Source organism: Phaeobacter piscinae, assembly GCF_002407245.1.
GTDB classification, from domain to species: Bacteria; Pseudomonadota; Alphaproteobacteria; order Rhodobacterales; family Rhodobacteraceae; genus Phaeobacter; species Phaeobacter piscinae.
In genome coordinates, this window is sequence record NZ_CP010681.1 from 595,690 (window position 1) to 619,906 (window position 24,217).

The following is a 24,217-nucleotide window of genomic DNA, read 5'->3' on the forward strand; positions in this document are numbered from 1 at the left end:
GGCAAATCCGCCAGAATCTGGGCCGCAAATCTGGATTTTTACCGGTGCTTCGGCGAGTCTCGGTGGCGAAAACAGAGGCAGAGCAGCCCCATGAGTCTTTGGCGATCCATTTCTGGCCGTTTGGCGGCCTTTACGTCGGCGAGTCGGCGCAAGCCTCCCAGTGTTGGTTGCGCGGGTGGGCATGTGGACTGTTGGTCGCGCAGGGTTGCCGCAGCGCTTGCGGCCTCGGCTGTGATCTCGACCACCAGCGCTGACGAGAGCGGCGCGCAGACGGTTGAGAAAGCCGCACCAGCGCCTTTCCCTAAGTTTGAGGCGAAGCGCGTACGCCCGCCCAAGCCCGGCACCAAACAGCGGATCAAGATACAGATCGAGACGCCCGCCAATATCCCCGCGCCGCCCGCCGCCACGGAGGCGGTCGCGCCTGCCGCACCGCATAAGGGGCGCTATACCGGGTTCTGGGCAGAGATCTCCGACAGTCTGGCAGACGGCGGTCCCGGTCGCCTGGCCAAGGCGCTGCGGGCGCTGGATGGGGACACGCCGGTGGCGGCGCCCCGGCTGCAACTGATGCAGGAGATTGCCACTGCACGCGGCGTGCAGATCCTGACGGCCAGTGTGGGGACTGATGTCTCTCCGGCATTGGTGCTGGCGGTGATTGCCGTGGAATCGGCAGGCAAGGCCGAGGCGGTCAGCAGTGCAGGCGCGCAAGGATTGATGCAGCTGATGCCGGACACTGCGGCGCGGTTTGGGGTCAGTAACGCCCTGGACAGTGGCGAGAACATCGCGGGCGGGGTGAAATACCTCAACTGGCTGATGGGAGAGTTCAACCGTGATCCGGTTCTGGTGCTCGCGGGATACAATGCTGGCGAGGGCTCTGTGCGCAGCCATGCAGGCGTGCCGCCCTTTGCCGAGACGCGTGATTACGTGCCCAAGGTGCTGGCGGCGTTTCAGGTGGCGCGCAGCCTGTGTATGACTCCGCCGGAGCTGATCACCGATGGTTGTGTGTTTCGCCGGGTGAAGTAGACCAGAAGGGTGCCAAATCCCATGGCGCCGCTGTTTTTCGAAAAATTGTTAAGGTTTCACCGCCGGGATCATGTTTCTGCCCGATTTGGCTGATTTATCGCGAACATATTCTACCTGAAGTGATTGTGGAGACAGGCATTGGATTTAGGGATTGATCCGTCGGCTTTGGCCGCAGGTTCGCATGCGGCGACTGACAATATTATCATGTTCGGCACCATCGCATTTGTTGGCTTTTTCGGGCGCTTGCTGTTTGTGGCCTTCGGGCCGGGGCTGGCGAGTGCCAACCCGCTCAGCAATTTTTCCGGCTATGGGCATATTCTGGTGGCGGTGGCGCTGTTTGCCGGTGCGCTGCATCTGTCGGGCAAGACGGTGAAGGCGCAGGTGCTGTTCAACCGCCATCTGGTTGATCCGGTACTGGTCACCGTGTTGGGACGCGACAGCTGCGATCAGAATGGTGATGACTACTGTGTTATCGTGTTCGAGCAGGACCGGGAGATGAGCGTCAACTGGTACGACAAACGCGTCCATATGTATGAGTTGCTGAATGCGGCGGAGTTGCCGTTGTGGTCCTCCTTGCGGCCACAGGGGCGGCCACGGGGGCGGCCGACTGCGACGCCACCGGCCAAGTTTGCAGGTGCGTGACAGAAAAACGGCCCGTCAGATGATCTGGCGGGCCGCGTCGTTTTGAGGGTGCCTTGCGGCGATCAGTTGACGATGGTCGCCTGAGTTGCGGCGCGCAGCTCATCCTCGCTGACGCCCTCGGCGGTCTCAACGATCTTCAAACCGCCCTCGACCACATCCAGCACGCCAAGGTTGGTGATGATGCGATCCACCACGCCTTTGCCGGTCAGGGGCAGGGTGCAGTCTTTCAGCACCTTGCTGTCGCCGTGTTTGTTGGTGTGGTCCATGACCACCACCACGCGGCCGACGCCTGCGACCAGATCCATCGCGCCGCCCATGCCCTTCACCAGCTTGCCGGGGATCATCCAGTTCGCCAGATCACCGTTTTCGGCGACTTCCATCGCGCCGAGGATCGCCATGGCGATCTTGCCGCCGCGGATCATCGCGAAGGATTGCGCGCTGTCGAAATAGGCGGTCTGGGGCAGTTCGGTGATGGTCTGCTTGCCGGCGTTGATCAGGTCGGCATCCTCTTCGCCCTCAATCGGGAAAGGGCCCATGCCCAGCATGCCGTTTTCGGACTGCAAGGTCACGTTGACGCCGTCGGGGATGTGGTTGCTGACCAGCGTCGGAATGCCGATGCCGAGGTTCACATACCAGCCGTCCTGCAGTTCCTGTGCCGCGCGGGCGGCCATTTGATTGCGGTCCCATGCCATATCGCGGTCTCCTTACTGTGCTGCGGGGCGCGTGGTGCGCTGTTCGATGCGTTTCTCGTGATCGCCTTGGATGATGCGATGCACATAGATGCCGGGCAGGTGGATCGCATCGGGGTCAAGACTGCCGACGGGGACGATTTCCTCAACTTCCGCAACGCAGATCTTGCCGCAGGTGGCGGCAGGCACGTTGAAATTGCGGGCGGTCTTGCGGAACACCAGATTGCCGGTCTCATCGGCCTTCCAGGCCTTGACGATGGCGAGGTCGGCAAAGATGCCTTCTTCCATGATGTAGTCTTCCATGGCGCCATTTTCGCCGGTGGGGAACTGTTTCTCCATCTTGCCCTCGGCAATGACGGTGCCCACGCCAGTCTTGGTGAAGAAGCCGGGAATGCCTGCGCCACCAGCGCGCATACGTTCCGCCAATGTGCCTTGCGGGTTGAACTCCAGCTCCAACTCACCGGAGAGATACTGGCGCATGAATTCCGCGTTTTCGCCGACGTAGGAGGAGATCATCTTCTTCACCTGCTTGGTCTGCAGCAGGATACCGATGCCGAAATCATCAACGCCCGCGTTGTTGGAGGCGAAGGTCAGATCCTTGGTGCCTGCGTCCTTGATCGCATCAAGCAGCAGTTCCGGAATACCGCAGAGCCCGAACCCGCCTGCGGCGATGAACATGCCATCGTGCAGCACACCGTCCAGCGCCTCGGCAGCGTTGGAATAAACCTTTTTCATATCCATCTCCCATGATCATCAGCCAGGTTGGCAAAGTTCTGACGCCCGCCGGGGACAGAGTCAACGATACGGAGAAAGACACGTATTTCTACGGACAGCGGTGCAGAGCATCGGATGGGGCGGCACAGCGCGACGCGTCAGCGGCGCCATGCCCAACGGGTCGAGACCCGTCGCAAGACGGGGCTGACCAAGCGGGAGTTTACTAGGCAGGAGCGGTTGGGCCGGCGCAGTTTGGGAGAGTCGGCCAGCGGCGGGCGGGTTACCCCTCGTCGCTGCTGGTCTCGGCCTTCTTTTTCGCTGCGGGCTTTTTCGCGGCGGGTTTCTTCGCCGCTGTCTTTTTGGCGGTGGCCTTTTTCGGGGCTGCCTTCTTTGCCTGAGCCTTCTTCTTGGCGCCGGATTTGCCAGCTTTCTCGGTGATCAGCTGCACGGCCATCTCGACTGTGACATCCTTCGGCTCGACGTCCTTGGGCAGGGTGGCGTTCACCTTCTCCCATTTGACATAAGGCCCGTAACGCCCGTCCATGATGCTGATGGCACCGCCGCTTTCGGGGTGATCGCCCAGCTCTTTCAGCGCCTTGGCCGCGGCGCGGCGTCCGCGACCGGGGTTGGCGCGTTTCTCCGCCAGCATTTCCACCGCGCGGTTCATGCCGATCTCAAAGACGTCGAGCGTTTCCTTGAGGTTCACGTAAACCGGCTTTTCCTCGTCGGGTTTCTGATGCGCAATATAGGGACCAAAGCGCCCCAGATTGGCCTGAATCGCGCCGCCCTCAGGGTGCTGGCCAATCTCGCGGGGCAGGGTCAGCAGGGTGACCGCCTGTTCCAGCGTGACCTCATTCGGACCCCAGCCCGGCAGGAAATCCTTGCCTTGTTTGGGCAGAGAGGAGCGTGGCGGTTTCTTGTTCTCGGGCGTGGCTTCACCGCGCTGCACGTAAGGCCCGAAGCGACCGGATTTCAGGTGGATCTCATCCCCATCGTCCTCGCCCAGAACACGCTCGTAGCCTTCCGCGCCCTCCCCGGAAATGGGGCGGGTGTAGTTGCATTCCGGGTAGTTGCCACAGCCGACAAACCCGCCGGTGCGCGAGGTTTTCAGATGCAGCTGACCGGCGCCGCATTTGGGGCAGATGCGAGGATCCACGCCATCTTCGCGCGGCGGATACAGCTGCGGCGCCAGCGCGTCATCCAGCACATCCAGCACTTCGGTGATGCGCAGGTCGGAGGTCTCAGAGATTGCGGCGGAGAAATCGCGCCAGAACCGGCTCAACAGATCCTTGTAGTCGCGGTCCCCGGCGCTGACGTCGTCCAGCTCACCTTCCAGATTGGCGGTGAATTCATACCCCACGTAGGTGCGAAAGAAGTTCAGCAGGAAGATGGTGACGATCCGGCCCTTATCCTCGGGGAACAGGCGGTTCTTGTCCTTGCGGACATATTCGCGGTCCTGAATCGTGGTGATCACAGAGGCATAGGTGGAGGGGCGACCGATGCCCAGCTCTTCCATGCGTTTGACCAATGTCGCCTCGGTAAAGCGGGGCGGCGGCTGGGTGTGGTGCTGCAGGCCCAGAACCGCCTTGTCGTCTGACAGGATGGCGCCACCTGCGTCGGCTTTCTCCGCCTGCGCGGCCAGGGATGCCGCGAATTTCAGCGACTCGCCCTGCATGATCTGCGGCAGGCGCTTGTCGTCATCGTCAACAACATCATCGCGGCCTTCTTCGTAGACACGCAGGAAGCCGTCGAACAACATCACCTGACCGGTGGCGCGCAGCACCACCTGACGGTCGTCAGAGCCGATATCAACCGTCGTTCGCTCCAAACGGGCGCCTTCCATCTGGCAGGCGAGGGTCCGTTTCCAGATCAGATCATAAAGCTTGCGCTGGTCATCCTCGGAGACTTTCAAGCTCTTGGCGTCGCGGCTCATGTCGGTGGGGCGGATACATTCATGCGCCTCTTGCGCATTCTTGGCCTTGTTCTTGTAGATCCGGGGTGATCCCGGCACATATTCGGCGCCGTAGCGCTTGGCGATTTCGGCGCGCGCCTCTTGCACTGCCTCTGGCGCCATGTCGATGCCATCGGTCCGCATATAGGTGATGTAGCCTGCCTCATAGAGGCGCTGCGCGGCGTTCATGCACTGTTTCGCGCCCATGCCGAATTTGCGGCTGGCTTCCTGCTGCAGGGTGGAGGTCATGAAGGGCGCTGATGGATTGCGGGAGGCGGGTTTCGCCTCGACCGATTGCACGGTCAGGGACCGGCTGGCAACGGCTTGCACCGCCAACTCGGCCGCGGTGGAATTGGCCAGCGCATATTTGTCCAACTTGTCACCGCCGAGAACCGTCAAACGGGCCTCGAACTCCTGTCCGCGCGGTGTCGCGAGGCTTGCCTTCACGGACCAATATTCCTGTGGGTTGAACGCCTCGATCTCCATCTCACGCTCAACAATCAGGCGCAGGCAGACCGACTGCACCCGCCCGGCAGATCGGGCGCCGGGCAGCTTGCGCCAGAGCACCGGCGAGAGGTTGAAGCCGACCAGATAGTCCAGCGCTCGGCGAGCCAGATAGGCCTCCACCAGCGGCATATCGACCTGTCGCGGGTTCTTCATCGCCTCGGTCACCGCTTCCTTGGTGATGGCGTTGAAGGTCACCCGGCTCACCGGGGTATCTTTCTTGATCGAACGGCGTTTGGTCAGCGCTTCCTGCAGGTGCCAGCTGATCGCCTCGCCTTCGCGGTCAGGGTCAGTTGCGAGGATCAGGGCGTTGTCGTCTTTCAGCGCATCGGCGATGGCCTTGACATGTTTGCGGCTGTCGGCGCCGACCTCCCAGGTCATTGCAAAATCATCGTCGGGTTCGACGGACCCGTTTTTGGCAGGCAGGTCGCGCACATGTCCGTAAGAGGCCAGAACCGTGTAGTCGGAGCCAAGATATTTGTTGATTGTCTTGGCTTTAGCTGGGGATTCTACAACGACAACGGGCATAAATTCGTAAACCTCTATGGGACGGGCTGCGGGCGCTCTATGGCGGGGCAACATGTGGGGTGCAAGGGGAGATTGTCAATCCGGCTTCGAATGACAATGGGCTGTTGCGTCAATCAGCGCTGGGATTTGGGGGCCGGTGCGCCCTGTGGCTCCCGGTCGAAATCCCCCCGGATCAGGAGGCCGCCAGCCGCACGGGCGACGTCGCCGGAGAGTTCCAGTTCGGTGAGCGCCGGGGCCAGATCGCGTGACGTGACTGCCAGGTCGCGGACCAGCTGATCTTCTGCCGTGGGAACAGGGCCAAGACGGTCGAGGATCCGCTGGTGCAGCGCTGCGGTCTCGCGCAGATCGCGCTGCGGCGGCGGGGGAGGGGGCAAATCCGTGAGGCGGGCGCTGGCCGCGGCCTCCGGCGGGGGCACCGGCCGGTCGGAGAGTTCGGCCACCACGCGGTGCGACAGATCCATCGGCGGCAGCGCCTCGATCACGTCCTGCGCGTTGCGCACCAGCTGGGCGCCGTCGCGGATCAGAATATTGCAGCCCGCAGCCCGCGCATCAAACGGGTGGCCGGGCACTGCCAGCACGTCGCGGCCCAGGTCCAGCGCGTCGCGTGCGGTGATCAGCGAACCGGATTTGGCGGCACCTTCCACCACCACCACAGCCTGAGCAGCGCCGGCAATGATGCGGTTGCGGGCCGGAAAATGCCGCGCGCGGGGGGACATGCCCATTGGGTGTTCGGAAATCATCACGCCTTGTTCGGCGATATCCCCGGCCAACCGGGTGTTTTCAGTTGGGTAGATCACATCGACACCGCCCGCCATCACGGCGCAGGTTCCGGTGCGCAGGGCGGCCATATGGGCGGCGGTATCAATGCCGCGCGCCAGTCCTGAGATGACGCAATACCCGGCCTCGCCCAACTCCCGGGCTAGGGCGCGGGCCATGCGAACGCCAAGTGAGGAGGCATTGCGCGCGCCGACAATGGCGATGGTGGGCTGGTTCAGATGCGCCGGGTCCCCCATGGCCCACAGCAGGGGCGGGGCATCGCGCAGCGCGGCCAGATGGGATGGGTAATCGGCCTCCCCAAAGCACAAAAGCCGCGCATTGGCGGCTTCTGCGGCCGTGATTTCGGCCAGTGCCGCCTCAGCAGAGCATATTTTATACCCTTTAACGCCAGCGGCGCGTGCCATTTCAGGCAACGCGGACAGCGCGTTCTGCGCTGATCCATATTTCGCGAGGAGACGGTGAAACGTCACCGCGCCAACACGTCTTGAGCGCAAAAGACGGAGCCAGGAAATCCGAGTATCTTCCGTGGTGGGTGGGAGTGGGGGGTGAGTGGAAGAATGTGCTTCTTCGGTCATCCTGCGCTCCGCCTTGTTGCAAGACTATGATTAGCTCTTGAGTGGTTAACAGGTGGTGAACATGAAGAATTAAGGGAAATATTTTAACAAACTGAATTCTAACTCATTCTGATAAAAGCAAAAAACTGCCATCGCTAAAAGTACAGGCGAAACAACGACCGGTTAGGCGTCCGTCAATGATGCTGCCAGAGCCGTTAAATCATCGAAAACCGCCACCGAGTCGGCCGTTTAGCGACATGGCGGCGATTCTTGTGGCGAGTCGGGCGGCGATACCGCCGCCGTCGTTGACAGAGGCTTAGGTGGCGGAGCCGCCAACTGTAAGACCGCCCATCAGCACCGTGGGCTGGCCAACCCCCACCGGCACCCATTGGCCCTGTTTGCCGCAATTGCCCATGCCGGGGTCGAGCGCCATGTCATTGCCAAGCGCGCGGATCTTGTTCAGAGCGGTGGCGCCATCACCGATCAGGGTTGCGCCTTTGACCGGGGCGCCGACCTTGCCATCCTTCACCCGGTAGGCCTCGGTGCAGGAGAACACAAATTTGCCGTTGGTGATGTCGACCTGACCACCGCCAAAACCGACGGCCCAGATGCCATCCTTGATGGAGGCGACCAGATCGTCGGGGTTGGCATCGCCGCCCAGCATATAGGTATTGGTCATCCGTGGCATTGGCGCGTGGGCGTAGCTTTGGCGGCGGCCATTGCCGGTGCTCTCCACGCCCATCAGGCGCGCGTTCTGGCGGTCCTGCATGAAGCCCACCAGCTTGCCATCCTCGATCAGGGTGGTTTTCTGGCTGGGCGTGCCTTCGTCATCGACGGTGATGGAGCCGCGCCGGTCGGCGATAGTGCCATCATCCAGCACCGTCACCCCCTTGGCGGCGATCTGCTGACCCATAAGGCCTGCAAAGGCGGACGACCCCTTGCGGTTAAAATCCCCTTCCAGCCCATGGCCGATCGCCTCGTGCAGCAGGATGCCGGGCCAGCCCGGGCCAAGCACCACGTCCATCTCACCGGCGGGGGCGGGAACGGCCTCAAGGTTGACGCAGGCGATGCGCAGCGCCTCGCGGACTTTGCTCTGCCAATCGGCGGGATCCACCAGACCGTCCAGCCCCACGCGCCCACCGCCGCCGGCAGAGCCGCTTTCGCGGCGGCCGTCCTGTTCGACAATCACCGAGACATTGAGCCGGGTCATCGGGCGCACATCACGCACGCGGGTGCCATCTGCGCGCAGGATCTCAACCTCCTGCAGGGAGGCCGCCAGCATTGCTGAGACCTGCACCACCCGCGAGTCCTGTGCGCGGGCAAAGGCGTCGATCTCGCGCAGGGTCTCCACCTTCACGGCAAAGGGCATCGCGCCAATCGGATCATTCTCAGTATAAAGACGGGTGTTGGTGCGCGGCGGTGGCGGGGCCATGGTGCCGCCGCCATCGCCCACGGCAAGACGCGCGGTTTCGGCGGCGCGCTTCAGCCCGGCAATGGAGACATCGGTGGAATGGGCATAGCCAGCGACCTCGCCATTGACCGCCCGCAGGCCGAACCCTTCGGCGGCATCATAGCTGGCATTGCGCAACCGGCCATCATCAAAAACCAGCGCCTCCGACTTGCGCCGCTCGACAAAGATCTCCCCATCATCAGCCCCCGCAAGGGCCGAACGCAGGACCCCCAGGGCCTCGTCTTCGGGCAGGGTTGTTTCAAACGGGCGGAAGGCTGCGGTATCCATGGTTTGACCTCGGTTTTTTTGATCTAAATCAAGAAAGCGACGCTTTGACGCGAGCATTCCTCTTTAACTGCACGATGGAATATGATTTTTAGCAGCGTCAAAGACAACGGGTCCGGCGCGTTTTGTGGAATCAAAGTTCCGACATAGGACGTCGGCGCAGGAACAACTCGATCAACCGATCAACTGATCAGGACATGACATGAAGAACGCTTTGATGCTTTCAGGCCTTTTCTCGGGCCTCTCGAGCCTTCCAGCTATGGCGCAAGAAGGTCTGGAAACCATTGGCAAGCCGGTTGACGGCGGCCTTGGCTTTCAGCCGGCAGCGACCGAGCTTGCCGAAGGCATCCATTCTCTGGACTACATGATTTTGGTGATCATCACCGCTGTTTGTGTGTTTGTCGGGGGGCTGCTGCTCTATGCAATCGTGCGGTTTAACCGTCGCGCCAACCCGAATGCGGCCCAGTTCACCCACAATACGCCGGTTGAAATCGCATGGACCGTTGTGCCGATCCTGATCCTGGTGTTTATCGGCTCCTTCTCGCTGCCGGAGCTGTTCCGTCAGCAGGAAATCCCCGAGGGCGACATCACCATCAAGGTGACCGGCTACCAGTGGTACTGGGGCTATGAGTATGTTGACCACGAGTTCGGTTTCGAAAGCTTCATGCTGGCCAAAGAAGAACTGGCTGACAACGGCTACGCCGAAGATGAGTATCTGCTGGCCACCGACACTGCCGTTGTCGTGCCTGTCGGTAAAACCGTCGTGATGCAGGTGACCGGTGCAGACGTGATCCATTCCTGGACCATCCCGGCGTTTGGCGTGAAGCAGGATGCGGTTCCCGGTCGTCTGGCGGAGCTGTGGTTCAAGGCTGACAAGGAAGGCATCTACTTCGGTCAGTGTTCCGAGCTTTGCGGCAAGGACCACGCCTATATGCCGATCACTGTAAAAGTGGTGAGCCAAGAGGCCTATGACGCCTGGCTGGAAGGCGCGATCGAAGAATACGCCGGTCTGCCCCAGTCCTATCAGGTCGCCTCCAACTGAGCGATACGATTGGCGCTTGCCTCCGGGCGGGTGCCACCTAGCTATCACGTGAAAACGGATCGGGCCGCGCAGTCGCTGCGCGCCCGCTTTCGCTAAGACAGATCACGACAGAAGAGAGCACCATGACTGACGCAAGCATCAACGCCAGCACCGTCCAGCAAGGGGACGCGGAGTTCGGGGATTATTTTGCCCTGCTCAAACCGCGCGTGATGTCCCTTGTGGTGTTCACGGCGCTGGTAGGGCTTCTGGCTGCGCCCGTTGGCGTGCACCCTGTCATCGGCTTCAGCGCTATCCTGTTCATTGCCATCGGCGGTGGCGCCTCCGGGGCGCTGAACATGTGGTGGGACGCCGATATTGATCAGGTGATGAAACGCACCAAGAGCCGCCCGATCCCCGCAGGCAAGGTAGAGCCGGGTGAGGCGCTGTCGCTGGGGCTGGCGCTGTCCGGTCTGTCGGTGATCATGCTGGCACTGGCAACCAATGTGTTTGCCGGGGCGTTTCTGGCCTTCACCATCTTCTTTTACGTGGTGATTTACACCATGTGGCTGAAGCGCGCGACGCCGCAGAACATCGTCATTGGTGGCGCTGCGGGCGCCTTCCCGCCGGTCATTGGCTGGATTGCGGCCACAGGCTCCATGGCAGTTGAGCCCTGGCTGATGTTCGCCCTGACCTTTATGTGGACGCCGCCGCATTTCTGGGCGCTGGCGCTGTTCATGCGCTCGGATTACGACGATGCGGGCGTGCCGATGCTGACTGTGACCCATGGCCGCCGCTCCACCCGCAAACATATTCTGATCTACACGGCCCTGCTGGCCCTGCTGGCGGTTGGCACGGCCTTCTCCGGCGTGGGTGGCCCAATCTATCTGGGGGTGGCGCTGGTGCTGAACGCGCTGTTCCTGCAAGGCGCCTGGAAGATCTCGCGTCGTGACGAAGACGACAGCGAGGCGGACAACTTCAAAGTCGAGCGCAGCTTCTTCAAACTGTCGCTGCTGTACCTCTTCCTGCACTTCGGCGCGATCCTCGCTGAGGCTGTGCTGAAACCCTACGGATTGGGAGGCTGGTAAGATGAGCCTGCGCAAAGAGCATGAGCTGCACCAGAGACGGAAAGGCCGCAACATTGGCGTTGGGGTTCTGCTGGGATCCTTCGTGGTGCTGGTTTTGGCCCTGACCATCGTCAAGGTCACATCGGCAGGGTTCAAATTCCCCAATACTGCCGCCGCTGTGGAACAGACCGAGGAGCAGAACTGATGGCATTGCAGGGACCACAGAAAACCGTCGTACAGCTGGTTGGTGTTGTTGTCCTGATGGGTGGGCTCGCCTGGGCATCGGTGCCGTTTTATGATTGGTTCTGCCGGGTCACCGGCTTTGGCGGCGTCACTGGCGTTGCGGATCAGGCTTCTGATACGGTGCTGGATCAGACCATCACCGTGCGTTTTGACGCCTCCAAGGAACGCGATATGCCGTGGCAATTCACCCCGGTTGAGCGTGAGATGGAGATCAAGATCGGGGAAACCGGGCTGGCCTTCTATGAGGCCTACAACCCGACCGACCGCCCCGTTGCCGGGCAGGCGTCTTACAATGTGACGCCCTATTCGGCCGGCGCTTTCTTTGAGAAAATCGCCTGTTTCTGCTTTGAAGAGCAGGTGCTGCAACCGGGGGAACGGGTGGAAATGCCTGTGACCTTCTTTGTCGATCCTGAAATTGTCGAGGATCGGGACGGAAAATACGTGCATACGATCACGCTGTCGTACACATTCTATGAAATCGATCTGCCAGAAGGGTATGCCGCCCTTGAAACCGGTGATACAGCCGGGGCAGGCACAAACACGAACTAGGCCGCTTTGGTGAGGGACACTTAAATGGCGCACGCTAAAAATCACGACTATCATATTCTTCCGCCGTCGATCTGGCCGCTGCTCAGCTCGCTCGGGACCTTCATCATGTTGTTTGGCGCGGTTCTGTGGATGCATGGCGTTACAGCCTATGCGTTCTGGGGCGGCCTCATCATGGTGGTCTACAGCGCCTATGCCTGGTGGGCAGAGGTTGTTGCCGAGGCGCGTCAGGGCGATCACACCCCGGTTGTTCGCATCGGTCTGCGCTATGGGTTCATCCTCTTTGTGATGTCCGAAGTGATGTTCTTCTTCGCTTGGTTCTGGTCGTTCTTCAAACACGCGATCTACCCGATGGAGACCTATGTCGGCACCGAATATGTGGCGCCGAGCATCTATCCGGTTGATGCCTTCCACCTGCCGCTGATCAACACGCTGGTGTTGCTGCTGTCTGGCTGTGCTGTCACCTGGGCGCACCACGCGCTGGTCCACAACAATGACCGCAAGGCGCTGATCCAGGGCCTGTCCATCGGTATCTTGCTGGGTGTCTTCTTCACCTTCCTGCAGGGCTATGAATATGTTCACCTGCTGCACGAAGGCTGGGAATTTGGCGGCGATGAGTTCTACTCGAACTTCTTCATGGCCACGGGTTTCCACGGTTTTCACGTGATCATCGGGACCATCTTCCTGACCGTCTGCCTGATCCGCGCGATGAAAGGCGATTTCACCCCCGAGCAGCACGTCGGTTTTGAGGCCGCTGCCTGGTACTGGCACTTCGTTGACGTGGTCTGGCTGTTCCTCTTCGTGGCGGTTTACGTCTGGGGCACCGCAGGTCTGGCCCACTAAGGGCATCCCGAATTGTAACGGGTACAGGTTTGTGGTTTCGAATCCCGACCTGACCCCGTAAGACATGCAGCGCGCGGAGCCATGCTCCGCGCGCTTTCTCATTCGCAAGGACAGCGTGATGCGACGGTTGATCTTTCTATCCCTTGTTGGCGGTCTGGGCCTTGCGGCGCTGATGGCACTGGGGATCTGGCAGATCCAGCGACTGGCCTGGAAAGAAGACCTGCTGCGCACCATCGACGCCCGGATCGCGGCGGCCCCGGTTGCCCTGCCAGAGACCCCGACGCAGGCGCAGGATCGCTACCGCGCGGTGTCGGTCACTGGCGAGGTTGAAGCGGCGGAACTGCATGTGTTCTGGGTCACCAAGACGGCTGAGACCGGCTACCGCATCATCGCCCCCTTTCTGACCGAAGATGGCCGGCGGGTGCTGTTGGACCGGGGTTTTGTTCCCGCCGCCGCGAAGGAGCGCGCGCGTGCCACCGGCGCCGCCGCGATCACCGGCAACCTCCTGTGGCCGGATGAGGGCGACTGGACCACTCCGGCTCCCGAGGTCGATACCAATATCCTCTATGCGCGCGATGTGGCTTATATGGCCGAACGGCTGGGCACCGAACCGGTGCTGATCGTCGCCCGCAGTGCCTCTGCCGACGCGGATGTAACACCGCAGCCGGTGACCACAGCAGGCATCCAGAACAATCACTTGCAATACGCGATCACCTGGTTTTCGCTGGCCTTGATCTGGGCCGCCATGACCACCTATTTCCTGTGGCGCTCGCGCCCAAAATCCGAAGGCTGAAGCGATGAAATATATCTCGACCCGGGGCCAGGCGCCCGAGCTGACCTTTGAAGATGCCATGCTGACTGGGCTTGCCCGTGACGGCGGGCTTTATGTTCCGGCCGAAATCCCGACCATGTCCAAGGCGGAGATCGCGGCCCTCGCCGGTCTCTCCTATGAGGAGGTCGCGTTTCGTGTGATGCGCCCGTTCCTTGGCGACTGCTTCACCGATGAGGAATTTCGCGGCCTCATCGCCCGGGCCTATGACGGCTTTGGCCATGCCGCGCGCGCGCCGCTGGTGCAGTTGGCGCCGAACCATTTCCTGCTGGAGCTGTTCCACGGCCCGACGCTGGCGTTCAAGGATTTTGCCATGCAGCTGATCGGTCAGCTGTTTGAAACCGCGCTGAAGCGGCGCGGCGAAAGCGTGACCATCGTGGGGGCCACCTCCGGCGATACTGGCTCTGCGGCGATTCAGGCCTTTGGTGGTTTGGATGCGGTCAATGTCTTCATCCTCTACCCCCATGGCCGGGTGTCGGAGGTGCAGCGCCGTCAGATGACCACGCCCGCCGATGCCAATGTGCATGCGCTGGCCGTGGATGGCGATTTTGACGACTGCCAGGCCGCGCTGAAGGATATGTTCAACGACTTTGAGTTCCGAGATGAGGTCCGCCTGGCCGGTGTGAACTCCATCAACTTTGCCCGGGTGCTGGCGCAGGTGGTCTATTACTTCACCTCTGCCGTGTCGCTGGGCGCGCCAGAGCGCAAGGTGAGCTTTACCGTGCCGACTGGCAACTTCGGTGACATTTTCGCCGGCTTCATCGCCAAGCAGATGGGGCTGCCGATTGACCAGCTGGTGGTGGCGACCAATCAGAACGACATTCTGCACCGCTGTCTGAGCGGGCAGGGCTATCATAAGGGCGAGACCATCCCGTCAATCTCGCCGTCGATGGATATTCAGGTGTCGTCGAACTTTGAACGCGCGCTGTTCTATGCCTACGGGCAGGACGGCGCCGCCGTGGCCCAGCTGATGGACGAGCTGAAGTCGGGTGGTTTCGAAGTCAGCCAGGGCGCCATGCAGGCCTTGCAGGAGCATTATGTCTCCGGGCGCTGCTCGGAAGCGGAAACCTCCGCCACCATCACATCGGAACGCGCGGCCTCCGGCGAGCTGCTGTGTCCGCATAGCGCCATCGGCGTGAAGGTTGCCAATGAACAGCGCAACCCTGCGGTCCCGATGGTGACGCTGGCCACTGCGCATCCGGCGAAATTCCCGGCGGCTGTAGAAGAGGCCAGCGGCATTCATCCGCCTCTTCCCCCGCGCATGGCAGATCTGTATGACAGATCGGAACGGGTGACACGGATCGCCAATGATCTGACCACTCTTGAGACACATATCAGAAAGCACATCGCGCATTGACAGTTCAACAACACCAACTCGCCAACGGGTTCAGAATCGTCACCGAAACCATGCCGGGGCTGCAATCTGCTGCCATCGGCGTCTGGGTGACCGCAGGCGGGCGGAACGAGCGGATTGAGCAGAACGGGATTGCTCATTTTCTTGAGCATATGGCGTTCAAAGGCACCAAGCGGCGCAGCGCGCTGGAAATTGCTGAGGCGATTGAGGATGTGGGCGGCTATATCAACGCCTACACCAGCCGCGAGGTGACGGCCTATTATGCCCGTGTCTTGCAGGAAGATGTGCCGTTGGCCTTGGATGTCGTGGCCGATATCGTGCTGAACCCGGTGTTCGACCCGCGCGAGATTGAGATTGAGCGCGGCGTGATCCTGCAGGAAATTGGTCAGGCGTTGGACACGCCCGATGATGTGATTTTCGACTGGCTTCAGGAAGAAAGCTATCATGACCAACCCATCGGGCGGACCATCCTTGGTCCGGCTGAGCGGGTGCGTGCCTTTGACCGTGAGGATCTGGAGCGGTTTGTCGGTGAACACTACGGACCGGGTCAGATGATCCTCGCCGCCTCTGGTGCGGTGGACCATGACACAATCGTGAAACTGGCCGAAGAGCTGTTCGGCAGCATGGCCGCCAAGACGCTGGTTATGCCTGCGGCGGCAACCTTCACCGGCGGTGAGGCGCGGCAGGAGAAGGCGCTGGAGCAGGCCCATATCGCGCTGGCCTTTGAGGGGCCGGGGTATCGCGACGATGCGATCTACACCGCGCAGATCTACTCCAGCGCCCTGGGCGGCGGCATGTCGAGCCGCCTGTTCCAGGAGGTGCGCGAAAAACGCGGGCTGTGCTACACGATTTTTGCCCAGACCGGTGCCTATGCCGACACCGGCACGCTGACGCTTTATGCGGGCACATCCGGGGATCAGCTGGATGAATTGGCTGGCATCACCATCGACGAGATGAAGCGCGCTGCCAGCGACATGAGCGACGCCGAGGTGGATCGTGCGCGGGCGCAGATGAAGGCGGGGATGCTGATGGGGCTGGAAAGCCCGACCAACCGTGCCGAACGGCTGGCCCGTCTGGTGCAGATCTGGGACGAGGTGCCGCCACTGGAGGACACCGTGGCGCGGATTGATGCGGTGACCACCGCCGATGTGCGCGCCATGGCCGAGGATATGGCCCACCGCGCGTCCATGGCGCTGGCGCTCTATGGTCCGGTGGGCGATGCCGCCCCGCTGACCGCCCTGCAGGAGAGGCGCGCCGCCTGATGCTGCTGACCGGACGCAAGGTGCGCATTGAGACCGAACGCCTAACACTCAGGCCGCCGATCCATGCGGATTTTCGCGACTGGGCCGCGCTGCGCCAGCACAGCCAGGGCTATCTCACCCCGTGGGAGCCCAGCTGGGCGACAGATCATCTGAGCCGTAAAAGCTTCACCAACCGGGTTTACTGGGCGCGCCGCGCGGTCAGCTCTGGCTCGGCACTGCCGCTGTTTCTGATCCGACGCAGTGATCAGCTTCTGGTCGGGGCGATCACGCTGGACAATATCCGGCGCGGGCCTGCACAGGCGGGCACGCTGGGGTATTGGACCGGCCAGCCCTTCGCCCGCCACGGCTATATGCGCGAGGCGATCGGGGCGGTGGTGCATCACGCCTTTACCAAGCTGGATCTGAGCCGGATCGAGGCGGCGTGTTTGCCGGAAAACGCCGCCTCCCGCGGGCTGTTGGAGAGTGCCGGCTTCAAATATGAAGGCGTGGCGCAATCTTATCTGCAAATCAACGGGCGCTGGCGGACACATGTCCTATATGCTTCGTTGCGCCATGATCGGCGCGGACGCACGCAGGTCGGACAAGCCTGACGCCCTGATGGGCGCGGTCGACCATAGCACGGCAATAGGAGAGACGCGCATGACCCTGAACCCTGCGGACACCGGTTTTATCGACCATCTGCGCGCTTTGCTGCCCGAGGACACCCTGCGCGCGGCGGACCCCCGGTATCTGGAAGAGCCGCGTGGCCGCTATCACGGGCAGGCGGGTGTTGTGGCCTTGCCGCGCAGGACTGAGGAGGTCGCGACACTTCTGCGGGCCGCCCATGCCGCCCGTGTGCCTGTGGTGCCCTATGGCGGCGGCACCGGGCTTGTCGGCGGGCAGATCATGGGCGCGGAGGGGCCGGCACCGCTGGTGATCTCGCTGGAGCGCATGACCGCCCTGCGCGGGGTTTATCCGCAGGAGAACGTGATCGCGGTTGAGGCGGGCATGGTGCTGGCCGATGTGCAGGCCGCCGCGCAGGCGGCGGGTCGGTTGTTCCCGCTGTCACTGGCGGCAGAGGGTACGGCGCGAATTGGCGGCACGCTTGCGACCAATGCCGGCGGGGTCAATGTTCTGCGTTATGGCAATGCGCGCGATCTCTGCCTGGGGCTGGAGGCGGTGCTGCCCAATGGTGAGATCTGGCAGGGCCTCAGCCGCCTGCGCAAGGACAACACCGGTTATGACCTGCGCAACCTTCTGATCGGGGCCGAGGGCACGCTGGGCATTATTACCGCCGCCTCGCTGAAGCTTTCGCCGATCCCGGCGGAAGAGGGCACCGCGATCCTGACGGTTGCTTCGCCCGCCGCAGCAATTGACTTGCTGGCGCTGGCGCGTGATCAACTGGGCGAGACGATCAGCGCCTTTGAACTGATCCACCGGCAGGGGCTTGAGTTCCTGCGCCAAACGCTGCCGGATCTGCGCCTGCCGTTTGACGATTTGCCAGAATGGTGTGTGCTGATTGATCTTGGTCTGCCCAGCGGGCGCAGCCCGGCGGAGGCGCTGGCGGCAGTGTTCGAGAGCGCATTTGAGGCCGGTCTTTGCGCCGATGGCGTTATTGCCCAGTCAGAGGCGCAGCGGCAGGCGCTGTGGTCGGTGCGCGAGCATATCCCCGAGGGCAATCGCCGCATCGGGTCGGTCTCCAGCCACGACATCTCGGTCCCGATTTCGAGTATTCCCGATTTCATTGCCGAGGGCGGCAAGCGTCTGGCAGCGCTGGGGGATATGCGGATCAATTGCTTTGGTCATCTGGGCGATGGCAACCTGCACTACAACGTCTTTCCTGCGCAGGGGCAGGATCGCAGCGCCTATGAGCATCTGCGCAGCGATGTGAAGCGCTGCGTGCATGATCTGACCCATGAGTACGGCGGCTCGGTCAGTGCTGAACATGGCATCGGACGGCTGAAGGTGGCGGATCTGCAGCGCTATGGTGATCCGGTGAAACTGGCGGCGATGCGGGCGATCAAACAGGCGCTGGATCCGCACGGTATCATGAACCCCGGTGCCGTGGTGCCACCCGCCGACTAAGCACAGGTAGGCCAGGTAAGGTGGCTCAGGCTGGCTGCATCCGGGGGCGGGCGGGTCGGCTGCGCATCAGCAGTAGCACCATGATCGCGATATTGAGCCCGTTCCAAAAGATCCCGTTCACAAAGGCCAGCTGATAGGATCCGCTGACGTCGTAGATCCAGCCCGACATCCAGCCCCCCAGCGCCATGCCAAGGATGGTCATCATCATCACGAACCCCACGCGGGTGCCTGCCTCCTGCGGGGGCATGTACTCCCGCACCACCAACGCATAGCTCGGCACGATACCGCCCTGTGCCAGTCCGAAGATGGCGCTGACCAGATAGAGCGAGACCATACCGTCGTACGGCAGGTACAGAAACAGCGCGATACATTGCAGGATGGACCCCACCAGCAGTGTCCGCACGCCGCCGAACCGATCCGCCACCAGACCGGAAATCACCCGGCTGACCACGCCGCCCAGCAACATCAGCGACAGCATCTCAGCCCCCACCGTCGGGCCATAGCCAAGACCAACGCAATAGGCGACGATATGAACCTGCGGCATCGACATGGCGACGCAGCAGCCGATGCCTGCCAGCCCCAATATCCATTGCAGCTGACGCGGGGAGAGCCCCACCCGTGCGGCATTGCTGGCAGAAGTCGCGGCACTGTCGCCCTGCGCGCTGAGTGCGATGCGGCGTCGCAAGACCACCGACAGCGGGATCACCACCAGCAGCGTGACCCCGGCAAGGGTGGCATAGACGCTGCGCCACCCGCTTTCGGCCAGCATTCCGGCCAGAGCAGTGGGCCAGATCGCACCGGAGAGGTAATTGCCGCTGGCGACCAGTGCCACCGCAATGCCGCGCCGTCGTTGAAACCAATGGGAGATATCGGCAATCAGCGGTCCAAAACCCGCCGCCGTGCCCAGCCCCAGAAACAGATGCGCTGCCGACAGCCAGATCATATCCGGCGCCAGCATCGCCAACCCGTAGCTGACAGCACTGAGCAGCGCCGCCGCGCAAAGGGCCAGCGTAATGCCGAACCGGTCAACCAGTCGGCCAATCACCAGATTGCCCACGGCAAAGCCGATCATCGTCAATGTATAAGGCAGCGAGGCCGCAGCGCGATCGGCGCCGAATTCGACCTCGACCGCGGGCATGACCACGATCACCGCCCACATGCCGACGTTCGCGACCGTGGCAATGGCCAGCGTGACCAGAAGTCTGGCCCAGGAATAGCGACTGTCGAGGATAGCAGAGGTGGACATGTCGGCACGCTATGAGACGCGCCGACATGCTGCAATGATTATCACCCCTTCCAAGAGGGGAGAGGGACAGCAGGGGTGTCAATCACCGCAGATTATGTCGGCGGCGGTATCTCGGGCCGTCGCCGCCGACTGTGGCCGCGCCCCTATCCCGTGGTCCGAAAGGAAAAAGACCGCAGGAGCAGGCGCGCCACTCAGGGATGGGGGCCGCGCGAACCGCTTCGCTGGCCATCCCGCCTGAATTTTAGGGCATGATCACGGTGTCGATGACGTGGATCACGCCGTTTTCAGCCTCGATATCTGCTGTTGTGACCGTTGCCTCATCCACCATCACGCCGCTGTCCAGATCAATGGTGACTTCGCTGCCCTGGACGGTTGCGGCCTTCATGTCATCAACCAGATCACCGGACATCACCTTGCCGGGGACCACGTGATAGGTCAGGATCTCGACCAGCTTGTCCTTGTTTTCCGGCTTCAGCAGCTCCTCTACAGTGCCTGCGGGCAGGGCGGCAAAGGCGGCATCGGTCGGGGCAAAGACGGTGAAAGGCCCGTCGCCCTTCAGCGTGTCAACCAGACCAGCGGCCTGCACCGCAGCAACCAGTGTTGAGAAATCCCCAGCACCCGCGGCAGTGTCGACAATGTCCTTGGCATGGCCACCGGCGAAAGCGGAGGTGGCGAGCGCCATGGTTGCGGCGGCGGTCAGAAGTGTCTTGCGGATCATGAGTACATTCCTCTGTTTTGGTTGCATGCCCAAGCTGGCATTGACGGTGTTACGGGGAGGATTGCGGTTTGGATCTGGCGGGTTTTCGCCGGGCGCAAGTTGACAAAAAAGGCGCGCCGCCTAAGCCACGCGCCCTTATGATTTCCACTCACATTTATGTGATTGAGAAGATAGGTTTGCCTGCAATTTTCAGGTGATCCACCCCTGTTTCCAATGTGGTCAGGGACGGATCATAGCCAGTTTGCTGCGGGCGGGCGCGGTATCAGGCGCCCTCGAATTCGCAGAGCACGGTGACATCCATGCCAAGATCTTCAAGCACCTTGCGCCCGCCGAGTTCCGGCAGATCAATGACAAAGGCGCAGGAGACGATTTCGCCGCCCAGACGCTCAATCAATTTGATGCCTGCCGCCGCCGTGCCGCCGGTGGCGAGTAGGTCGTCCACGACCAGGATCTTCTCGCCGGGCTGGATGGCGTCGTCATGCACTTCCATGATCGCCTCGCCATACTCCAGTTTGTATTCCTGGCTGATGGTGGTGCCGGGCAGTTTGCCCTTCTTGCGGATCGGCACGAAGCCAACGCTCAGCTGATGCGCAATGGCGCCGCCGAGGATGAAGCCGCGCGCCTCTAGCCCCACAACCTTGTCGATCTGCTCGCCCGCATAGGGGTGCAGCATCTGGTCAATGGCCATGCGAAACCCGCGCGGGTCGGCAAAGAGCGTGGTGACATCGCGGAACATGATGCCCTCGTGAGGGAAATCGACGATGGTACGGATGTAGTCTTTGACTGCGGTTTTGCGGGCCATGGGGTGTCCCCTTTTTGGTCGTCTCTATGGATCGCCTTTTGGGCGGTGTCTTTGCCACGGCAGCCCATAGGCAGCGGCGCGGCCAAAGATATTTCGCTGATGGGCGCGGTGCAGACAAGGGCAGGCTCCGCCCGTGTCCGTTGTCTTTTGCGGCTGTGACCTTTCAGAACCAATCAGGGTCAGGGCAGGGACCGGGTTTTAGCCCAGAACGCGGCCTGCAACGGCATCCAGCTTTGCAAGCAGGGCGGGGTCGCGTTTCTCCGGCGCGGTCATGATGGCGTATTCCAGCGCGGTATCGCAGCCATGCGGGCAGGCGGCGCGGGTCTGGCCCAAGAGCGCAGGCAGGCGCTGCACCAGCGCGCGGCCCTTGGCGGAGTTGCCGGTGAGGGTGGCGATAATGTCGGTGATTTCCACCGCACCATGTTCAGGGTGCCAGCTGTCGAAATCCGTTACCATGGCGATGGAGGCATAGCAGAGTTCCGCCTCGCGGGCGAGTTTTGCCTCGGGCATGTTGGTCATACCGATCACGTCACAGCCCCAGCTGCGATACATCATGCTTTCCGCCATGGAGGAGAACTGCGGCCCCTCCATACAGAGATAGGTGCCGCCGCGATGGATCTTGATGCCAGCATCGTTGCCCGCTGCCTCCGCCGCGTCCGAGAGCCGTTCGCACGTTGGATGTGCCACGCTGACATGGGCGACACAGCCGGTGCCAAAGAAGCTCTTCTCGCGCGCGAAGGTCCGGTCGATGAACTGATCAACGATGACGAAATCCCCCGGCGCCATCTCCTCGCGGAAGGAGCCGCAGGCGGAGATAGAGAACACATCCGTCACCCCAAGCCGCTTCAGCGCGTCGATATTGGCGCGATAGGGGACTTCGGTCGGGGAATGCACATGGCCGCGCCCGTGACGGGGCAGAAACGCCATTTTTACGCCGTCCAAGGTCCCGGTCAGGATCTGATCCGAGGGCGCCCCCCAGGGGGTTTCCACCGTGACCCACTCGGCGCTATTGAGACCGTCGATGTCATAGAGGCCCGAGCCGCCGATAACCGCAATCATTGTATCCTGTGTCACGTGATCTGTCCCTTGTGCTGCTCACTTGGTTGTGCCTGAGGCGGGGCTGGTTTGACAAGCGTCCGGGGGGAAATTGATTGATCCCGCCCCTTGGGCGGCACCGCGATGATGTGATTGATACCGCCCATTGGGCGGCATCAAGACCTTCGGCGAGAGTATTTGGGGAAAGATGACGGGCGGGCGATTATTCGCGCCGGATGACCCCCGTCAAAGCCGCCGCGCCAAGAGCGGTGACGATCCAGCCTGCGAGCGTGAACACCCAGCGCGCCCACCAGAGATGCCAGCCCCACCAGCCCCGTTCGGTCGAAGGTGCCCAGGCGTCGGTCTGGCCTAGGTCGATGATGGGGACGACAAGATCTGCCGCATAGGCATAGCGATTGAAGCTTTCCCAGTCGCGGCCAATGGTGGAGGTCAGGCTCCAGTCTTTGGCTGGGTTGGGATGAGGCGGATAGCTATGATCTGCGCTGTATGTCGCCCAGCTCTCTGATTGTAGCGCAACTGCCGAATTGGGGGCAAAGCTGCCTTCCTCCCAGGCGAGGTGGGCGGGTATGGTGGCGAGGCCCCACAGGAGCACCAAGGCGATCAGGCTGCGTTCTGGGCGAAAACCATGGCCCGTCAGGAGCAGGGAGAGGCTGTGCCAGATCCAAAGGGCGGGCGTTGTTGCTTTGGCCCACAGGCGTTGAATGGGGTGTTTGGCGTTTGCAATGCGCTCTTCGCAGGCGTGGTGTCGCAGCTTTTTTCCGAGTGCGACGCGGACCTTGGTTGCATCCGCCTCATGCCCCATATCGTGCAGAACCTTGGCGAGCTGTTTGTAGGGTTGGGGGAAGAATTCACCGTTCCAGCGGTCCCCTTGCGCGAGCCAGTTGAGCCGGGTACGGGCATCGGTGGGGCCGAAGATGCGGTGATAGGTGAAGCCGTCTAGGATGAGGTTTTCACCGTTTTGCGCATCGTCTGGCCAGCAGTCGGGATCATCAACAAGGTCGCCGCATCTTGCTGCGTTGAGATCTACGACGCCTTGGACAGCGATCTGGTCACGAAAGAAAAAGTCTTTTGCAATATTGGCGTTTTGGAGGTTCAGCGCCCTTCCGTCCTTGTTCTGGAACTCGGCGCCGATGCAGGACAGCTGGCCACCGGTATTGAGGCCATTCAGATCCGCTTCGCCGAAGATTTTTGCAGAGGAGAGAAACAGGCTCTGGCCAATATCCGCGTTTTGGAGGTTTAGTGCTTTTCCGCCCTCGTTCTGGAACTCTGTGCCGATGCAGGACAGCTGGCCGCTGGTTTTGAGGCTTTTCAGATCCGCTGCGCCGAAGATTTTCGCAGACGAGAGAAACAGGCTCTGGCCAATATCAGCGTTTTGGAGGTTTAGTGCGATCTCGTCCTTGTTCTGGAACTCGGCACCCTCGAAGTCGAGCTGGCCGCCGGTTTTGAGGCCGTGGGCTGCAAGAAACGGCAGTTTGCAGGAGTCCAGCGAGACGTTTTTCAATGCGGTGCAGCGGGCGGCATAGATGCCATTCTTGAACCGGCAATTGTGCAGCAACATGTTGCCGGTGATTTCGCAGTCCGTCAGGTTTAAATCTCCATTGATAAGCGCGCCTGCCAGTCCAACACCAGATTCCGTAGCCGGGCTGTCTTGACCCCCGCCGAGCAGAAAAAAACGCAGCACATCGGCGCGGATGTGGCGATCAGTGGGCAGCGATGACCAATCTTCCGGTTCAGGCGGGGTTTGACCCTCCGGACCACATTGACAGGGTTTACCGGTCTCCACTGCTGCCTTCAGCCTCCTCTCCGCCTCTGTCGGTCCACCTTCGATGGTCTTTTCAATCTCTTCCCAGCTCTGAAATCGCTGCATGTCAAATCCTTTGGGTGCAATGACGCGACAGTTTCGTGAAAACACCGGCAAATCAAGGCGGGGCGAGTGGCTAAGTGTTACCAACCGCTTAAGTTTAATGTCAGCAGCGCTGCCGCAATGTTTCGCGTGCGAAACAATTGGGCAGGAGGGGTGACCCAATCAGCGGTTGGGCCTCATGGAAAGCGGCG

The 24,217-nt window shown here is 61.6% G+C and carries 22 protein-coding genes; 12 read left to right on the top strand and 10 right to left on the bottom strand.

From position 1 onward, the window contains the following. Positions 1-90: 90 nt before the first annotated feature. Both phaeop14_RS02705 and phaeop14_RS02710 read left to right on the top strand, forming a co-directional pair. Positions 91-1,020 carry a lytic transglycosylase domain-containing protein gene (locus phaeop14_RS02705; protein ID WP_096788686.1) on the top strand — a complete coding sequence of 310 codons (930 nt, stop codon included), beginning with the start codon at positions 91-93 and terminating at the stop codon, positions 1,018-1,020. Between the two features lie 138 nt (positions 1,021-1,158). Further along, the gene (locus tag phaeop14_RS02710) at positions 1,159-1,662 is read left to right on the top strand and encodes a hypothetical protein (protein WP_096788687.1); all 504 of its coding nucleotides are present in this window, start codon (positions 1,159-1,161) and stop codon (positions 1,660-1,662) included. A 62-nt stretch (positions 1,663-1,724) separates the two neighbouring features. Here the strand turns inward: phaeop14_RS02710 and phaeop14_RS02715 are convergent, their stop codons facing one another. The 5 genes from phaeop14_RS02715 to tldD form a co-directional block, all read right to left on the bottom strand. Further along, positions 1,725-2,354, bottom strand: coding sequence for a 3-oxoacid CoA-transferase subunit B (locus phaeop14_RS02715; protein ID WP_096788688.1), 630 nt, complete (start codon positions 2,352-2,354; stop codon positions 1,725-1,727). Positions 2,355-2,366: 12 nt separating this feature from the next. After that, complete coding sequence (locus phaeop14_RS02720) at positions 2,367-3,086, bottom strand: CoA transferase subunit A (protein WP_040172528.1); 720 nt, start codon at positions 3,084-3,086, stop codon at positions 2,367-2,369. 259 nt (positions 3,087-3,345) lie between these two features. Next, on the bottom strand, positions 3,346-6,048 hold the full coding sequence (gene topA, locus phaeop14_RS02725; RefSeq protein WP_096788689.1) for a type I DNA topoisomerase: 2,703 nt from the start codon (positions 6,046-6,048) through the stop codon (positions 3,346-3,348). A gap of 113 nt (positions 6,049-6,161) precedes the next feature. Beyond that, entirely contained in the window at positions 6,162-7,400 is a 1,239-nt protein-coding gene (gene dprA, locus phaeop14_RS02730; protein WP_096788690.1) for a DNA-processing protein DprA, read from the bottom strand. Positions 7,401-7,695: 295 nt separating this feature from the next. After that, positions 7,696-9,117, bottom strand: coding sequence for a metalloprotease TldD (tldD, locus tag phaeop14_RS02735; protein ID WP_040172045.1), 1,422 nt, complete (start codon positions 9,115-9,117; stop codon positions 7,696-7,698). A 199-nt stretch (positions 9,118-9,316) separates the two neighbouring features. Here tldD and coxB point away from each other — a divergent pair, with 199 nt between their 5' ends. From coxB to phaeop14_RS02785, 10 genes are all read left to right on the top strand, one after another. Continuing rightward, a complete protein-coding gene (gene coxB, locus phaeop14_RS02740) occupies positions 9,317-10,156 on the top strand; it encodes a cytochrome c oxidase subunit II (RefSeq protein ID WP_040172049.1) in 840 nt (279 codons plus the stop codon). 122 nt (positions 10,157-10,278) lie between these two features. After that, positions 10,279-11,220 (top strand): heme o synthase, encoded by a 942-nt coding sequence (gene cyoE, locus phaeop14_RS02745; protein ID WP_040172052.1) that lies wholly within the window; start codon positions 10,279-10,281, stop codon positions 11,218-11,220. A 1-nt stretch (position 11,221) separates the two neighbouring features. Continuing rightward, complete coding sequence (locus tag phaeop14_RS02750; protein ID WP_024098237.1) at positions 11,222-11,404, top strand: hypothetical protein; 183 nt, start codon at positions 11,222-11,224, stop codon at positions 11,402-11,404. After that, the gene (locus phaeop14_RS02755; RefSeq protein ID WP_040172055.1) at positions 11,404-11,991 is read left to right on the top strand and encodes a cytochrome c oxidase assembly protein; all 588 of its coding nucleotides are present in this window, start codon (positions 11,404-11,406) and stop codon (positions 11,989-11,991) included. The genes phaeop14_RS02750 and phaeop14_RS02755 overlap by 1 nt, the downstream gene beginning before the upstream one ends. Before the next feature lie 24 nt (positions 11,992-12,015). Beyond that, positions 12,016-12,831 carry a cytochrome c oxidase subunit 3 gene (locus tag phaeop14_RS02760; RefSeq protein WP_040172059.1) on the top strand — a complete coding sequence of 272 codons (816 nt, stop codon included), beginning with the start codon at positions 12,016-12,018 and terminating at the stop codon, positions 12,829-12,831. Between the two features lie 118 nt (positions 12,832-12,949). Continuing rightward, entirely contained in the window at positions 12,950-13,624 is a 675-nt protein-coding gene (locus phaeop14_RS02765; RefSeq protein WP_096790208.1) for an SURF1 family protein, read from the top strand. Between the two features lie 4 nt (positions 13,625-13,628). Next, positions 13,629-15,017 (top strand): threonine synthase, encoded by a 1,389-nt coding sequence (gene thrC / locus phaeop14_RS02770; protein WP_096788691.1) that lies wholly within the window; start codon positions 13,629-13,631, stop codon positions 15,015-15,017. Next, entirely contained in the window at positions 15,014-16,276 is a 1,263-nt protein-coding gene (locus phaeop14_RS02775) for a M16 family metallopeptidase (RefSeq protein ID WP_096788692.1), read from the top strand. The genes thrC and phaeop14_RS02775 overlap by 4 nt, the downstream gene beginning before the upstream one ends. Beyond that, complete coding sequence (locus phaeop14_RS02780; RefSeq protein WP_040172069.1) at positions 16,276-16,866, top strand: GNAT family N-acetyltransferase; 591 nt, start codon at positions 16,276-16,278, stop codon at positions 16,864-16,866. Before phaeop14_RS02775 ends, phaeop14_RS02780 begins: the two co-directional genes overlap by 1 nt. Positions 16,867-16,915: 49 nt before the next feature. After that, positions 16,916-18,340 carry an FAD-binding oxidoreductase gene (locus tag phaeop14_RS02785; RefSeq protein ID WP_096788693.1) on the top strand — a complete coding sequence of 475 codons (1,425 nt, stop codon included), beginning with the start codon at positions 16,916-16,918 and terminating at the stop codon, positions 18,338-18,340. Between the two features lie 25 nt (positions 18,341-18,365). On the opposite strand, the gene phaeop14_RS02790 is transcribed toward phaeop14_RS02785, so the two are convergent. The 5 genes from phaeop14_RS02790 to phaeop14_RS02810 all read right to left on the bottom strand — a co-directional run bounded on the left by phaeop14_RS02790 (position 18,366) and on the right by phaeop14_RS02810 (position 24,029). Continuing rightward, a complete protein-coding gene (locus phaeop14_RS02790) occupies positions 18,366-19,586 on the bottom strand; it encodes an MFS transporter (RefSeq protein ID WP_040181933.1) in 1,221 nt (406 codons plus the stop codon). A 241-nt stretch (positions 19,587-19,827) separates the two neighbouring features. Further along, entirely contained in the window at positions 19,828-20,304 is a 477-nt protein-coding gene (locus phaeop14_RS02795; protein ID WP_096788694.1) for a fasciclin domain-containing protein, read from the bottom strand. 262 nt (positions 20,305-20,566) lie between these two features. Continuing rightward, a complete protein-coding gene (locus phaeop14_RS02800) occupies positions 20,567-21,106 on the bottom strand; it encodes an adenine phosphoribosyltransferase (protein WP_040172078.1) in 540 nt (179 codons plus the stop codon). 198 nt (positions 21,107-21,304) lie between these two features. Next, on the bottom strand, positions 21,305-22,165 hold the full coding sequence (locus tag phaeop14_RS02805) for an S-methyl-5'-thioadenosine phosphorylase (protein WP_416011540.1): 861 nt from the start codon (positions 22,163-22,165) through the stop codon (positions 21,305-21,307). A gap of 199 nt (positions 22,166-22,364) precedes the next feature. Beyond that, positions 22,365-24,029: a hypothetical protein gene (locus phaeop14_RS02810; RefSeq protein WP_096788696.1), complete on the bottom strand. Its 1,665-nt coding sequence runs from the start codon at positions 24,027-24,029 to the stop codon at positions 22,365-22,367. Between the last annotated feature and the right edge of the window lie 188 nt (positions 24,030-24,217).